Genomic DNA, 15070 nt, shown 5'->3' with positions numbered 1-15070 from the left:
ATTAAATTTAACGACGAGACAGCGCTAAATTCGGACTTGCCTTTGTTGCAGGCTAGAGCCGATCTAGCTAGCGAAAATGGCGCGAAAATAATCGACGAAGTCCACAAAGACGTGCCGGAGGTAAAAGATGAGGATTTGCCTTGCCTTAAAGAGGCCGAGCTTGACGTAGAATTAAAACCGGCGATAGATATTTTAGATTACGTTCCTTACGAGCCTAGCGAAGATGAAGACGAAGCGAATGATGATGCGATTTTGAGTGAAGAGCCCAAATTTAGTAAAAATTTAGAACAAGCGACTCAAGCAGACGAAAAAAGCGCAGAAGAGCTAAATTTGCAAACGCCAAGCTTAATGCAAGAAAAAAGCGAGAAAAGCGACGATAAAGAAAATTCGGCGCCAAAATTTATTATTAAAAACGAGGAAAAATTGGAAAAGATGCATGAAAGCAAGCCTCAAGCGGCAGCACAAGAGATAAATCTAAAACAAACGAAAGAGCGACTAGATGAGCAAAATTTAGATGCTAGAAGCGTAGCCAGGTTAAATTTAAGCCCTAAAAACGAGCCTGCCAAGCCGGCGCGAGGAGATAGAGCCGCGCTTTTAGCCGATCTTGTCGCAGATGTCGCAGAGCCCTTTGCGCCGCAAGGATTTGGCATAGGCGCGGCGACGGCGGCTGAGGACGACAGCGAAGAAAGAGCCGAGATAAAAAATAAGCTTGATGAGTATCTGCTAAAGCTAATCGAGGGCGGCGGAAGCGACCTGCACGTAAAATCGGGTAAAGTAGTACGAGGTAGATTTAACGGCGAGATCGTAAAGATGGGCGATAGGGTTTTAGACTACGATAGAGCCGTACTGTTGGCTAAAGAAATTTTGGGAACGAATTATTATAATCTCATGAAAAAAAAGAACGTAGATTTTACGTACAAGCTAAATGATGATTTTCGCTTCCGCGCAAACGTTTTTTTGCAGATGGACGGCGTATCTTTCGTTTTTAGAACGATTCCGACTAGGATTCCTACGATGTCCGAGCTTTTGCTGCCGCCTATTATCGAGAAACTTTGCGATAAGGTAAATAGAGGCATCATCCTAGTAACCGGTCCGACCGGAAGTGGCAAAACTACGACGCTAGCTAGCATGATAAACTATCTAAATCATACGAAAAACTATCATATCGTCACTATCGAAGACCCGATCGAGTTTATATATAATGACGATAGAAGCGTTATTAACCAACGCGCTATCGGACAAGACGTCGATAGCTTTGCCGATGCGTTAAGGGCATCTATGCGCGAAGACCCGGACGTCATATTCGTAGGCGAGATGAGAGACCTAGAGACCGTTAGAACCGCGATAAATGCCGCAGAAACCGGCCACTTAGTGCTTGCGACGCTTCATACGCTTGATGCCAAAGAAACTATAGGCCGCGTCATAAATATGTTTCCAAAAGAGGAGCAAAACCGCATAAGAATGACTTTCGCATCGGTTTCCGAGGCTATCATCTCTCAGCGTCTGGTCCTAACTACGGCCGGCAAACGCCGCGTCGCCTGCGAAATAATGGTAAAAAATATCAGGGTAAGGGATATGATTCTTGAGGATAGAGATAGTGAAATTTACGATGCGATAGAGCAAAGTAAAAACACCTATGGAATGCAGACCTTTGAGCAGCATTTGCTAGACATGTATACTGCGGGCGTTATCACGAAAGAAGAAGCGCTAAGAAGCGCGAGCAGAAGGGAAAATCTCGATATAAAAATCAAAAGCGCAGACCTTGCTAAAAAGCGAGCTATGGTTGCCTCCATTGAAGAGGACGACGAGCTTTTAAAAGAGTTTCAAAGCGAGATTATCGCGCTTAAAGATATCAAGTAAGGCGAAATTTATATAAATTTGGATATTATCTGTCTCTATTTTTAACGAAAGGAAAACGATGTTAGAAGGTATCGTTAGAGAGAGTATCGGTAAAAAGGCGTCAAAAGCCTTGAGAAGAGATGGTTATCTAATCGCCAACATTTACGGCAAGGGATTAGAGAATGTGCAAGCCGCTTTTAAAATCAACGATTTTATAAAAGAGGTTCGCAAAAAAGAGAGCCTTGCGTTTGACGTAAAAGTAGGCGGAAAAACCTTAAAAGTCGTAGTAGTCGAATACCAAAAAGACCCTGTGACAAATGCGCTAAAACACGTTGATCTAAAGGTTGCGCTTCCAGGCATCGTCTCAAAATATATGATCCCGGTTAAGCCTTACGGAACCCCGGTCGGTCTAAAAAATAAAGGCGTTTTGATCATCTCAAAAAGGCGCTTAGCCGTAAAATGCACGGCTGAAAATTTGCCTAATTCATTTGACATAGACGTTAGCGGTCTTGATATAGACAATACCGTGTTGGTGCGCGATATAGCCGTTCCTGCGGGCGTCACTATGATCGATGCCGACCGCGTAGCGGTTCTAGGCGTAATAAAAGCTAAATAAGGCTAGCCTTGATACTCATAGTCGGACTGGGGAATCCCGGTCCCGAGTACTCCAAAACAAGACACAATGTCGGCTTTATGCTGATAGATAGACTCAAAAATTCAAATTTCACCGACGTAAGCTCAGCTAAATTTCAAGGCGAGCTGTTTAAATTTCAAAATTTACTTTTTCTAAAACCGACGACCTTTATGAATTTAAGCGGACGAAGCGTAAAAGCCGTTGCTGATTTTTACAAACCCGAGCGCATTATCGTTATTCATGACGACCTTGATCTAAATTTCGGCGTCGTCAAATTTAAAAAAGGCGGCGGAAACGGCGGACATAACGGGCTAAAATCAATCGATGCGCTAATGGGCGCAGACTACGAGCGCGTACGTATCGGTATCGGCAGAAGCGCGTACAAGGGCGAAAGTGCGGTAACTAGCCACGTGCTTGGCGAATTTAACGTAGATGAAAAAGAGGGGTTGGAAAAAATTTTGGACTACTGCGAAAACGCGCTAAATGAGCTAATAAAAACCGACATCGATGCCGTTTCGCAAAAATTCTCGACAAAAAAAGGCATTTTGTGAGAGGGTTAAATTTAGCATTTGCGACTTTTACTTTTTCTCAAATTTTGCGGCTTTTTAAAGCGTTCAAAAATCGATTAAATTTAGAGTCCAAATTTAAAGTCTTACGCCTAATCTTCCTTACCGTAAATTTTATAAATTTGTATAAAAACTTTACCTGCAAATTTATAAAATTTACGAAAAAAACGCTCAGACGAAAATTTAAATTCGGATTTTTTAAGAGTATAAAACAAGCCTATTTCCAGTCTAGCCAAAAAGCGGTAAATTTGAGCGTCATTACGGCGGCAAAGGATGCATATTTGCAGCATAGCTCAAATAATAAACTTGCAGGGCAAGTTTGCGGTATTTTCGGTAGCGCCGCTTTCGTATGCCTTCCATCATGCGCAAAATTTGATCTAAAAGAGCTTAAATGAACCTTTACGCGCGTTACGTCGGCTGGCTTTATTTTAAATACTTCGCGATCTTGTTTATCGCGCTCACGCTTTTTTACGTCGGTATCGACATCCTAACCAACCTAAAAGATATGCCCGCAAGTGCGAACCTAAAGCTGCTTTATTTCGGACTTACCTCGCTTACGGCCGTAAACTACGTCTTGCCGCTCGCGCTCATTTTTGCGCTGATAACTAGCAAATTTAGCATGATCCGCAGTAACGAGCTAGTTAGCTTTTACGCGCTAGGTATCGACAAAAATCGCCTAATAAAGCCGCCTTTTTATATCGCGCTTGCCATCACGTTTATTTACGTCGGATTAAATTTTACGCCGTTTGCCTACTCTTACGAGTACGCCAGAAACATCGTTAAACTCTCGCATTTATCGCGTACGAGCTCGGATATTTTCTTAAAATTCGAGGGCAAATTTATCTATATCGATAGCCTCAGTCCGATTAGCGGCGAAGCTAAAGACGTTCGGATATTTGACGTAAACGGTAGCGATTTGCGCGCTGCGACGTTTGGACGTAGCGCTAGGTTCGTAGATGACGCGTGGCTTTTAAAAGAGGCGAAAATCGTAAATTTACCGCAAAATATCAAACTGGGCGAAAAAGGACTCGATATTAAAACGCCAAGCGGATTAAAAACGCTTGAAGGCTTTAAACCAAAAACGATAGAAAGCGCGTCGGCGGAGAATTCGGCGATCACGATTTCTGATGCGGTGGATTATATTTTGGCGTTTAAGGATGAGGGTATCGGGCTAAATTCGACCAAAACAACACTTTATAACCTTGCTTTCGCGCCTTTTTTTGCGCCTTTTATGGTGCTTATTATTTACTATTTTTTGCCGGTTACGGGACGTTTTTTTAACCTCGCCTTAAAAAGCTTTATCTTTACGATAGCCTCGCTTTGCGTCTGGGGCGCGCTTTTTGTGATGATGAGGTTTGCCAGAAACGGCGTCGTCTCGCCAGAGATCGGCGTGCTTTTACCGATTATTTTACTCGGCGCGTACGCTTTTTATCTACATTTTAAAAGTCGTTAAGAGAGATTTAGGCAAAATTTCTGTAAAATCTAACTATTTTTAAACAAGGCTAGTTATGGATTTTACGAATTTGGCACAAAAATACGGCACTCCTCTTTACGTTTACGATTTTGACTATATGGCGCACCGCTACGAAGCGCTAAAAAACGCCTTTCACGCTAGAAAATCTCTCGTATGCTACGCCGTTAAGGCAAACTCAAATTTAAGCGTTTTGAAATTTTTAGCCGGGCTTGGAGCCGGATTTGACTGCGTGAGCGTAGGCGAAGTTAAGCGTGCACTGCTATCGGGGGCTAAAAACTACCAGATCATCCTAAGCGGCGTGGGTAAGCGCGACGATGAACTCAAATTTGTGCTAGAAAACGAAATTTTGATGATAAACTTAGAAAGCGAGGCCGAGATGAACCGCCTGGAAGCGATCGCAAAACAGCTCGGAAAGACCGCTCGTATCAGCATCCGCGTAAATCCCGACATCGACGCTAAAACTCACCCCTACATCTCGACCGGACTAAACGAAAATAAATTCGGCGTAGATCTGCAAACGGCTAAAAAAATGTATTTACACGCTAAAAACTCGCCGCATCTCGAGCCCGTAGGCATCCATAGCCATATCGGCTCGCAGCTAACCGACATCAAGCCTGTTATCGAAGCGGCAAAGATCGTGGCAAATTTGGCTCGCGAGCTAAAAGCGGCGCAAATCGACATCAAATTTTTTGACGTCGGCGGCGGCATAGGCATCGTTTACGGCGACGAGAGCGAGCCTGATCTATACGAATACGCGCAGGGCATTTTGGCAAATTTAATCGGACTGGACGTCACGGTAGTTTGCGAGCCGGGGCGCTTTATCGTAGGTAACGCGGGATATTTTCTAACTAGCGTGCTTTACGAGAAATTTAATAAAGAAAAGCGCTTTGTCGTCGTGGACGGCGCGATGAACGACCTTATCCGTCCTAGCCTCTATCAAGCTAAGCATAAGATTTTCGCTATTAGCGGCAGCAAGACTCTTTGCGAGTGTAAGACCGAGCAGCTTCGCGAGCTCAAATTTAGCCCTTGCGACGTGGTTGGGCCGATCTGCGAGAGCGGAGATTTTCTCGCAAAAGACCGAAATTTACCGTCGTTAAACCCGGGCGATCTAGTCGTCGTCAAATCAGCCGGCGCATACGGCTTTGCGATGAGCAGCAACTACAACACTCGCGGACGTGCCGCGGAGGTAGCGGTAAAGGGCGGCAAGGACTTTTTGATTAGGCGCCGCGAGAGTTTTGAGGACGTAGTGGCGCTGGAGCGCGAATTTCTAGGCTAGGGAGCGAAAATGCAAAACATAAACGACCTTAGAAGCGAGATAGATAAGATCGACGACGAGGTGCTAAAGCGCCTAAATGAACGCATGAATTTCGTGCGAAAGATCGGCGAGCTAAAGCAAACCAGCGGTAGCGCTATCTACCGCCCCGAGCGCGAAAGAGCGATCCTAAACCGCCTAGAGGGGCAGGACTCTGTATTTTTAAACAAAGCTGCTATTGAGGCGATTTATCTTGAAATTTTCGCCGTCAGTAGAAACCTTGAGATGCCTGAAAAAGTCGCCTATCTAGGGCCTGAGGGCACCTACACGCACCAAGCCGCCGAGAGCCGTTTCGGCGCTATGAGCGCGTATCTGCCGCTAGCTAGCATCGAGGCGGTTTTTACGAAACTAAAGCACAAAGAGGCCAAATACGGCGTCGTGCCGATAGAAAATAACACCGAAGGTGCGGTAGGCGCCACGCTAGACTGCCTCGGACGGTTTGATAGCGTCAAGGTCGTGGCTGAAATTTACATGGATATCCACCACATTTTTGCTAGCAAATGCGAAAATTTAAAAGACATTAAACGCATCTACTCGCACCCGCAAGGCTACAATCAGTGCCGCAAATTTTTAGACGATCATATGCTTTCATCAGTCGAGTTTATCCCGGCAAAATCGACCGCGCAGGCTGCGCAGCTAGCCGGTAGCGAGCCAAATTCGGCCGCCATCTGTTCTAAGATCGCAGCCAAGCTTTACGGCGTGCCGATCTTGTTTGAGACGATCGAGGATAATGCTGCAAACCGCACGAGATTTTTTATATTAAGCGATTTTAAAAACGAGCGAGCGCAAAGAAATAAAACATCTATCTTAGCAAAGACCGATCACCGTCCCGGCGGGCTCGTGGAGTTGTTGCTAGCCTTTAGAGACGAGGGCATAAATATAACCAAACTAGAGAGCCGCCCGATAAAACAGCGCGAATTTAAGGCGAATTTTTATATAGATTTTGATGGGCATATAGACGACGATAACGTCCAAAAAGCGATACAAAAAGCGATAAGCTACGGCCACGAGATCGCGTGGCTAGGAAGCTACGTCGCGTGGGAGGAGTGAGATGAAATTTAACGAAAATTTGGCAAATTTAGTAAGCTACGAGGCGGGCAAACCTATCGAGCTTGTCGTACGCGAATACGGCATCGACGCAAAAGACGTCATCAAGCTAGCCAGCAACGAAAACCCCTACGGCACGAGCCCTGCGGTAGTAAAAGCGATCGGCGAGATAGTAAATAAAATGCATCTCTACCCCGACGATAGCTACTTTGAGCTAAAGGCCGCGCTAGCGAGCAAATTCGGCGTCGGCGAAAAATCTATCGTAATAGGCTCTGGTAGCGATCAGATAATAGAATTTGCCGTGCATGCAAAGGCAAACGCAAAGAGGGGAATTTTGACTGCGGGCATAACTTTTGCTATGTATGAAATTTATGCTAAAGCAGCGGGCGCGAAGGTCTTTAAAACAAAGAGTAAAGAGCATGATCTAGGCGAGTTTTTGCAAATTTACAAGGCTAATAAAGACGAAATCGGCGTGATATTTTTGTGTGTGCCGAACAATCCCCTCGGGGGCTGCCTAGACGCCGAGGAAATTTATAAATTTTTAGAGCAAATCGATGCCGATACGCTCGTGGTTATCGACGGCGCGTATCAGGAGTTTGCTAAATTTAAAGACGCCAAAAAAGAGATAAAGCCTCGTGAGCTCATAGCCAAATTTCCAAACGCGATATATCTAGGCACGTTTTCTAAGGCTTACGGTCTAGGCGGTATGCGCGTAGGATACGGCCTCGGCGAGCAAAGCGTGATGAACGAGCTAGGCAAACTAAGGGCGCCGTTTAATATAACGACGCTTAGCCTAAAAGCGGCCATAGAAGCGCTAAAAGACGAAGAGTTCGTAAAAATGACGCTTGAGACGAATTTTAAGGAGATGAAAAAATACGAAAATTTTGCCGACCTCCACGGTATAAAGCGTTTGCCTAGCTTTACGAATTTTATCGTTTTTGAATTCGAGCGCCAAAATTCAAGCGAGCTTGCTCAAAATCTGTTAAAAAAAGGTATAATTTTACGTGATCTAAAAGGCTACGGATTAAATGCGATTCGCATAACGATTGGATTGCCGAATCAAAACGACGTAGTTTTAAAACAAATCGAGGAAAATTTAAAATAAATGGATTTTAAAGCAATATTTCAACAAATCGGGCAAATTTACCAAAATCTCTCGCTAAAACAGCGGCTGGTGGCTATGGGGTCGGTTGCTTTAGTGGTTGGATTTTTAGTATTTTTAAGCATTTACAAAAGCTCAAACGTAAACTACGACGGATATAGCGTTCTTTTTGAAAATACCTCTGCAGCGGACTCTGCGCTGATAATCCAGCAGCTTGAAAAAGATAAGGTTAAATATAAAATTTTAAATGAAGGCACTATTTTAGTGCCAAATGCCGATGTTTACCGCGAGAGAATCTCGGTGGCGTCGCTTGGGATTTTAAAAGACGGCAAAGTCGGTTTTGAGATTTTTGACAAGCAAGAATTCGGCGCGACGGATGCCGAACAAAAGGTTAAATTTCAGCGCGCTTTGGAGGGCGAACTAGCGCGCACGATCGAGAGTTTAGCGCCTATTAAAAAAGCTATCGTTCGTATCGCGATACCAAAAGAGACGCTTTTTACAGAGCGAGCTACGCCGCCAAGCGCATCGATTGTTTTAAATTTAAAAGACGGACAGAGCTTAAATTTAAAGCAAATTACGGGTATTAAAAATTTAGTCGCCGCCGCGGTAGCAAATTTAAAACCCGAGCAGGTAAAAATCGTGAGCGAAGACGGAGCTCCGCTGGGCGAAGAGGACGGCGAATACGACAGCGATCAAATCACCCAACAAATAAAATATAAGCGCGACGCCGAGCAAGGCCTAGAAGAAAAGATCATAAATGTCCTATCGCCGATTGTGGGCGGTTCTGACAAGGTCGTGGCTAAGGTAACTATAGATTTTGATTTTGCCAGAAAAGATAGCCAAAGCGAGACCTTTGATCCAAATTCGGTCGCTAGAAGCGAGCAAAACGTCGAAGAAAAGCGCCAAGGCAGCAAAGAAGCCGAAGTACAAGGCGTGCCTGGAGCCGTAAGCAACATCGGCCCGGTCGAAGGCTTGCAAGACGGCAAAATGAAAGAACTCTACTCTAAAAGCTCATCCACGACGAACTACGAAATCTCAAAAAAGGTCGAGCGCGTCAAGGATCAGTTTGCTAAGATAAACCGCCTAAGCGCCGCAGTCGTAGTAGACGGAAAATACGAAAATAAAAAAGACGAAAAGGGCGAGCCTACGAAAGAAATTGTCTACGTCCCGCTTGATGAAAAGCAGTTAAGTCGAATTGACGCTCTCATCCGCCAGTCTATCGGCTTTGATCAAAATAGAGGCGATGAGGTAACTGTTAGTAACTTCGAGTTCCAGCGCCCTGACGGACAAACTCCAGCTAGCAAGGTAAATTCGTTCTTTGAGCTTTATATCTTGCCTTTTGCGCCGCTGCTAAAATATATATTCGTAGCGATTTTGCTCTACTTTTTCTACAAAAAAGTTATCGTGCCGTTTATGTCTAAGATGCTTGAGGACGTCAAAGAAGAAGAACCGGAGCCGATGCCAGATATCGTCGAGCTTGACGATAGCGAGGATACGCTGGAGAAATTTAAGGCCGCTAAGAAAAAGGTCGAGGAACAGCTGGGCGTAGGAGGCGACTTTAACGAGGATGAGCTCCGCTACGACGTGATGCTCGAAAAGATGAAGCTAGTGGCTCAAGAGCGCGCCGAGGAGATCGCGGTACTACTCCAAGATATGATAAAAAACGACGCCGAATTTAGTAATCGTAAGGATATTTGATGGCTTCTATTAAACTCACGGAACAACAAAAGATGACTTATGACGATCTGTCGATGCCAGAAAAGGTCGCTATCTTGCTCATACAGCTCGGCGAGGATGCCACGACTCAGCTTTTCTCGCACATGGAAGTCGATGTGATAACCGAGATATCGCGCTACATCGCTACGGCAAGAAGCGTCGATAAGGCTGTGGCTTCGGCGGTTTTGGACGAATTTTACGCCTTGATGCAGTCAAACCAATATATAAGAAGCGGCGGACTTGATTATGCGAAGGAAATTTTATACCGTACCTTCGGTCCGGAAGCCGCGCAAAAGATCCTCGACAAACTCGCCAAAAGCATGGAAAACTCAAAGAGTTTCGGCTATCTTACTAAGGTTAAACCTCAGCAGCTTGCCGACTTTATCGTTACCGAGCATCCTCAGACTATCGCGCTTATTTTGGCGCATATGGATTCAACCAGCGCAGCCGAGACGTTGTCATTTTTCCCTGATGAGCTTAGGAGCGAGGTTGTAGTTAGGATGGCGAATTTAGGCGACATCAGCCCATCTATCATCAAGCGCGTTTCAACCGTGCTTGAGGGCAAGCTAGAGAGCCTAACGTCATACAAGGTCGAAGTCGGCGGTCCAAGAGCTGTCGCCGAGGTGTTAAACCGCCTCGGTCAAAAGGCGTCTAAATCTACGATCGAATACATCGAAGACGTCGATGAGAAGCTCGCTACGACGATCAAAGAGCTTATGTTTACCTTTGAGGATATCAATACCCTCAACCAAGCAGCTATCCGCGAGATACTCAAAAACGTAGATAAAAAAGACCTTATGATCGCTCTAAAAGGCAGCGGCGACGCGCTTAAAGAGAAATTTCTCTCAAGTATGTCACAGCGCGCCAGCGATTCGTTTAAAGAAGAGATGCAGTTTTTGGGCGCGGTGCGTGTAAAAGACGTCGAGGATGCTCAGCGCCGCATAGTAGAGCAGGTTCAGGCTCTAGCCGAGAGCGGAGCGTTCCAAATAGGCGAAAGCGATGAGATGATAGAATGAAAAGTAGTTTAATATCAAGCGAAAAAGCCAAAGAGCATTTTATAGAAAATTACAGATTTAAGGTGCTGGGTCAAGAAAAAAAGCAAGACCCGGCTCGTGCGCAGGACTCCGAGGATCAAAAATCTGACGCCGGCGAGCAAGATAGTTCAAATTTAAACGACGCAAAAGAGCAAGGCGCGCATTTTAAGCCCGAATCAAGCTTTATCGAGGAGCTGTTAAAACGCACCGACGAGATGAGCGGCAATATGATAAAGCTGCAAATGCAAATCGAAAATCAAGAAAACGAATTTGCTAAACGCCTAGAAAGCGAGATCCAGCGCGCTAAAGAGGACGGCATAAGGCAGGGCGCAGAGGAAGCGGCGGCTAAATTTAACGAAGAACTAAAGGCGCTTGAGAGCAGGTATCTTGGCTCGATAAATAAGCTGGAGGAGCAGGCGGCTAAATTTGAAAGCCTCATCGCATCTAGCGAAGCGCAGCTACCGACTACTGCTATCGAGATCGCAAAAGAGGTCGTGAAAAAAGAGATTTCTCTAAATTCGGCAAACATCGCCGCAGCAATATGTAAAGAGCTTTTTAGCGAGATAAAAGACGCCAAAGAGGTGCAGGTTAAAGTAAATCCGAAAGATTACGAGTTTATCAAAGAAAATTTCTCCGGTCAAAACGTCAAAATCTCCGCCGACGAAGCCATTAGCGCAGGCGGAGCGATCGTGCTTAGCGACGCGGGCAACCTCGAGGGCACGATCGAAGCCAGACTAGAAAAAATCAAAAAGATAATAGGACAATGATAGACGTAAAATCTATGAACATGGAGGAACTCGAAGCGCTTTGCGGAAAGCTCCGTGATAAAATTTTACAAACCGTCAGCGCAAACGGCGGGCATCTTAGCTCAAACATCGGCGCAGTCGAGCTAATCGTCGCGATGCACTATGTTTTCGACGCTGCAAAAGATCCGTTTATATTTGACGTCAGCCACCAAAGCTACGCGCACAAGCTAATCACCGGACGCTGGGATAAATTTGGCACGCTTAGAAAATTCGGCGGTATCAGCGGCTATACCAAGCCTTCCGAGAGCAGATACGACTACTTTATCGCCGGCCACAGCTCCACCTCGATCTCGCTAGCAGTCGGCGCATCAAAGGCGATCAAGCTAAAGGGCGAGGATCGTATCCCCGTGGCCCTCATCGGCGACGGCTCGATGAGTGCGGGCATCGCGTACGAGGCGCTAAACGAGCTGGGCGATGTCAAAAATCCTTGCGTAGTCGTCCTAAACGACAACGAAATGAGCATCAGCAAGCCCATCGGCGCCTTTAGCAACTACCTGTCGCAGATGATGGCAGGGCCGCTGTATCAGAAGTTTAAAAGCCGCGTAGAGAAATTTTTGAGCTATATGCCGGATGGCGCCGCGTATATGGCGCGCAGGATGGAGGAGGGTATCAGGATCTTTACGCCCGGGATGTTTTTCGAGGAGCTGGGGCTCGAGTACATCGGTCCCGTAAACGGCCACGACGTGAGGGCGCTTATTGAGGCTCTTAGCGTCGCAAAAGGGATGAAAAAGCCCGTCGTCGTGCACGCGCAGACGCTAAAAGGCAAGGGCTACGAAAAGGCCGAGGGGCATCTGGCCAGCTGGCACGGCGTAAGCCCGTTTGATTTGCAAAGCGGCGAAGCCATAAAAAAATCAGCCGCCAAATCGGCCACTGCGCTCTTTGCGGAAAATTTGATCCAGCTAGCTAGCGAGCATAAAAATATCGTCGGAGTTACCGCCGCGATGCCTACTGGCACGGGCATAGACGCTTTGATGGAGAGATTTCCGGATAGGTTTTGGGATGTCGCGATCGCCGAGCAGCACGCCGTGGCCTCTATGGCAGCGATGGCCAAGGAGGGCTTTAAGCCGTTTATCGCGATTTATTCGACATTTTTGCAGCGGGCGTTTGACCAGGTCGTGCACGACTGCGCGATCATGAATCTAAACGTCGTTTTTGCGATGGACCGCGCTGGCATCGTCGGCGAGGACGGCGAAACGCATCAGGGCGCGTTTGACGTGAGCTATCTAAATTTGATCCCGAATTTGACGATTTTCGCGCCTCGCTGCGCCGATAGCTTTAGATTTGCGATGCATTACGCCTACGCTCACGAAGGGCCTTGCGCTTTTCGCTATCCGCGCGGAGCTTTTGCGCTGTCGCAGGGCGAATTTGAGGCGCGAGAGCTAAAGCTCGGCAAGGGCGAAGTTTTAGCCGAAGGCAGCGGCGAAGCGGCCTTTATCGCTTACGGTAACGCCGCGGGCAAGGCAAATGCCGCGCGCAAAATTTTGCTCGAAAAAACGAACGGCAAATTTGACCCGAGCCTCGTTGATCTAGTGTTTGTTAAGCCGCTTGACGGCGAACTTTTGCAAGAGCTCGCGTGCAAGCATAAAATTTGGTACGTCTTTTCCGATACCGCAAAAAAAGGCGGCGTAGGCGAGATTTTGGCCGCGTTTTTGCAGGAGCGGCGCATTTTTGACGTCCGCATCGTTAGCTTTGAGTTTGACGACGCGTTTATCCCGCACGGCGCTACGGCCGACGTTGAAAAGGCTCTTGGTATCGACGCGGCAAGCATTTGCGAGAAAATTTTATCCGAAATGGCGGATTAAATTTGAGCTGAAACGTTTTTGCGCGTTTTAGCGAGTGCATTCGGACGAAAAAGGCGAAAAACTTGAGCGAAACAAATCTTTTTATGCTGGGGCTTGCCGCTCTTGCTTTGATTTACCATGCCTTAAGCGTCACAGGCAAATTTGCGCGCGCTAGGTATACTTTACTTGTTTTTATCTTCATTTATCTTTTTATCGGACTGGTTTTGCTGCGGATTTTGGGTTAAATTTATACTGCGGCTTGCTTTGTAAATTTTGATTTGTGCTGGTTTTACTTGCTGCGACCTTTTACGCTAAAGAGACTTAAGCGGGTTTATAAATCGCGCCTTTGGTTTGCTAAATTTAGCTCAAATACCGCCAAATTTAAGCAAAAATACCAAAACGTAATGCGGATTTTAATCAAAGACAAAAATATCGCCTAGATCAAATTTGAGCTATTTTTGCTTCTATTTAACATAAATTTTAGCAGATAATAATTTATATTACCAACTATAAAGAAGTTTTAAATAATTTTTTTGTATATTTAGGAAAAAATACCAGGAAAAACGATGAACTATATGGAACTTCTTAAAAATCGCGGCCTTAAAGCCACCCCGCAACGCCTCAGCGTACTAAAAATCCTCGATCGCCACTCTCATCCTACGATCGATGAGCTATACGAAGAGATTTGCGCAGAAAATCCATCCGTATCGCTAGCGACGGTATATAAAAACCTAAATATGCTCAAAGACGAGGGACTAGTCGTCGAGGTCAATATGCCAAATCAAAAGGCGCGTTACGATATCTTTAGCCATCCTCATATACACGTGGTTTGCGAGAGCTGCGGGAGCGTAGAGGACTATGATTTTTGCGAGGCGCTGGATGCGTATAAGGAAAATTTGGAGAGAAAATTAGGCAATCTAATCGAAAAGATGAACGTGCTAGCGACCGTCAAGGACTGTAAAAACTGCCGCAGATAGTTTCGGCTAGTTTTTGGATTTTTTAGGGCTTTGCGGATTTGGCTCGTTTTTGGCTCTATTTTAGCGACGTTTTGGGTTTAAATCGGCTCAATGAAACCTAAGCGGAGCCTACCTTATCTATTTTAGTAAAGTACGTTAGAGTTTTTTTTGTAGAGATATCGCTTTGTAAGCGCCTTATTTGTTTTTTGTATCTTTGCCGTTATAATATCTAAATCCTACTTTGTCTTGCTTGCTACTTATAAAAACATAGCTTACATCTTAGCTTGCCGCTCATTTTGATGACGTTTTTTCGGTAAAGGCATAAATTTAACTATCGTTAAACGTAAACGGCGCATAGGATTAAATTTTGATAGGCCCCATATCAGACTAGCTAAGTGCGTAAATTTAAAAACAAAAACAGAGGTCTTTTATCTTTTTGTCTTGTTTCTTTTAAGTTATCTTATAAATTTGACGCGGCGATTTTGATCGTGCTAGCAGTCGGGGCTGGGTATTTCGTGTATGCGAAAGAGTTTAGACAAAAAGACTGCGGTAGCGGCAAGGCGTGCGGCTCTAAAGGTAAAAGATACGACTAGCGCGCATTTTTGCCCGCGAGCTTTTGCGTGTTTTTGCGTTTTATTTACCGCGCGTTTTAAATTTACATTTTCATGACGCGAATTTGGGCGAGTAAAATTTGAAGCCGAAATTTACAAATTTAGCCAAATTTGACTTCAAATTTGAGCGTAAAACGATAAGGCGAAGTATCGTGAGTGGATTTTTACTGCGCTATGCTCGTAACTCTAAAG

The 15070-nt window shown here is 45.5% G+C and carries 15 protein-coding genes; all 15 read left to right on the top strand.

Annotated elements, in window-relative coordinates; all coding sequences use genetic code 11:
* The coding region (locus RYL88_RS06710) for a PilT/PilU family type 4a pilus ATPase (RefSeq protein ID WP_314989982.1) at positions 1–1860 on the top strand (1860 nt) is incomplete at its 5' end.
* Positions 1861–1918: 58 nt separating this feature from the next.
* Positions 1919–2455 carry a 50S ribosomal protein L25/general stress protein Ctc gene (locus tag RYL88_RS06705; protein ID WP_314989980.1) on the top strand — a complete coding sequence of 179 codons (537 nt, stop codon included), beginning with the start codon at positions 1919–1921 and terminating at the stop codon, positions 2453–2455.
* A gap of 8 nt (positions 2456–2463) precedes the next feature.
* Positions 2464–3024: an aminoacyl-tRNA hydrolase gene (gene pth / locus RYL88_RS06700; RefSeq protein ID WP_314989978.1), complete on the top strand. Its 561-nt coding sequence runs from the start codon at positions 2464–2466 to the stop codon at positions 3022–3024.
* On the top strand, positions 3021–3434 hold the full coding sequence (locus tag RYL88_RS06695) for a hypothetical protein (protein WP_314989976.1): 414 nt from the start codon (positions 3021–3023) through the stop codon (positions 3432–3434). Before pth ends, RYL88_RS06695 begins: the two co-directional genes overlap by 4 nt.
* Positions 3431–4492 carry an LptF/LptG family permease gene (locus tag RYL88_RS06690; RefSeq protein ID WP_295144820.1) on the top strand — a complete coding sequence of 354 codons (1062 nt, stop codon included), beginning with the start codon at positions 3431–3433 and terminating at the stop codon, positions 4490–4492. The genes RYL88_RS06695 and RYL88_RS06690 overlap by 4 nt, the downstream gene beginning before the upstream one ends.
* A 55-nt stretch (positions 4493–4547) precedes the next feature.
* On the top strand, positions 4548–5789 hold the full coding sequence (gene lysA, locus RYL88_RS06685; RefSeq protein ID WP_314989974.1) for a diaminopimelate decarboxylase: 1242 nt from the start codon (positions 4548–4550) through the stop codon (positions 5787–5789).
* 9 nt (positions 5790–5798) lie between these two features.
* On the top strand, positions 5799–6875 hold the full coding sequence (gene pheA / locus RYL88_RS06680) for a prephenate dehydratase (RefSeq protein ID WP_314989972.1): 1077 nt from the start codon (positions 5799–5801) through the stop codon (positions 6873–6875).
* Position 6876: 1 nt separating this feature from the next.
* Entirely contained in the window at positions 6877–7977 is a 1101-nt protein-coding gene (gene hisC / locus RYL88_RS06675) for a histidinol-phosphate transaminase (protein WP_314989970.1), read from the top strand.
* Complete coding sequence (gene fliF / locus RYL88_RS06670) at positions 7978–9672, top strand: flagellar basal-body MS-ring/collar protein FliF (protein WP_314390916.1); 1695 nt, start codon at positions 7978–7980, stop codon at positions 9670–9672.
* Positions 9672–10706, top strand: coding sequence for a flagellar motor switch protein FliG (gene fliG / locus RYL88_RS06665; RefSeq protein WP_295144237.1), 1035 nt, complete (start codon positions 9672–9674; stop codon positions 10704–10706). The genes fliF and fliG overlap by 1 nt, the downstream gene beginning before the upstream one ends.
* Positions 10703–11491 carry a flagellar assembly protein FliH gene (gene fliH, locus RYL88_RS06660; protein ID WP_314989968.1) on the top strand — a complete coding sequence of 263 codons (789 nt, stop codon included), beginning with the start codon at positions 10703–10705 and terminating at the stop codon, positions 11489–11491. The genes fliG and fliH overlap by 4 nt, the downstream gene beginning before the upstream one ends.
* Complete coding sequence (dxs, locus tag RYL88_RS06655; RefSeq protein WP_314989984.1) at positions 11491–13332, top strand: 1-deoxy-D-xylulose-5-phosphate synthase; 1842 nt, start codon at positions 11491–11493, stop codon at positions 13330–13332. Before fliH ends, dxs begins: the two co-directional genes overlap by 1 nt.
* A 62-nt stretch (positions 13333–13394) precedes the next feature.
* Complete coding sequence (locus RYL88_RS06650) at positions 13395–13556, top strand: hypothetical protein (RefSeq protein ID WP_314989966.1); 162 nt, start codon at positions 13395–13397, stop codon at positions 13554–13556.
* A 321-nt stretch (positions 13557–13877) separates the two neighbouring features.
* On the top strand, positions 13878–14288 hold the full coding sequence (locus tag RYL88_RS06645; protein WP_295144245.1) for a Fur family transcriptional regulator: 411 nt from the start codon (positions 13878–13880) through the stop codon (positions 14286–14288).
* A 374-nt stretch (positions 14289–14662) separates the two neighbouring features.
* Entirely contained in the window at positions 14663–14860 is a 198-nt protein-coding gene (locus RYL88_RS06640; protein ID WP_314989963.1) for a hypothetical protein, read from the top strand.
* Positions 14861–15070: the final 210 nt, after the last annotated feature.

The sequence above is a fragment of the uncultured Campylobacter sp. genome, assembly GCF_963517995.1.
GTDB lineage: Bacteria > Campylobacterota > Campylobacteria > Campylobacterales > Campylobacteraceae > Campylobacter_A.
Note: the sequence above shows the minus strand (reverse complement) of the source record. Positions and strands in the feature narration are given on the sequence as shown.

Excerpts from the sequence above, each read along its gene's own strand:
- RYL88_RS06705 (WP_314989980.1), top strand. The coding sequence starts at position 1,919 with ATGTTAGAAGGTATCGTTAGAGAGAGTATCGGTAAAAAGGCGTCAAAA.
- RYL88_RS06690 (WP_295144820.1), top strand. The coding sequence starts at position 3,431 with ATGAACCTTTACGCGCGTTACGTCGGCTGGCTTTATTTTAAATACTTC.
- lysA (WP_314989974.1), top strand. The coding sequence starts at position 4,548 with ATGGATTTTACGAATTTGGCACAAAAATACGGCACTCCTCTTTACGTT.
- pheA (WP_314989972.1), top strand. The coding sequence starts at position 5,799 with ATGCAAAACATAAACGACCTTAGAAGCGAGATAGATAAGATCGACGAC.
- hisC (WP_314989970.1), top strand. The coding sequence starts at position 6,877 with ATGAAATTTAACGAAAATTTGGCAAATTTAGTAAGCTACGAGGCGGGC.
- fliF (WP_314390916.1), top strand. The coding sequence starts at position 7,978 with ATGGATTTTAAAGCAATATTTCAACAAATCGGGCAAATTTACCAAAAT.
- fliG (WP_295144237.1), top strand. The coding sequence starts at position 9,672 with ATGGCTTCTATTAAACTCACGGAACAACAAAAGATGACTTATGACGAT.
- fliH (WP_314989968.1), top strand. The coding sequence starts at position 10,703 with ATGAAAAGTAGTTTAATATCAAGCGAAAAAGCCAAAGAGCATTTTATA.
- RYL88_RS06645 (WP_295144245.1), top strand. The coding sequence starts at position 13,878 with ATGAACTATATGGAACTTCTTAAAAATCGCGGCCTTAAAGCCACCCCG.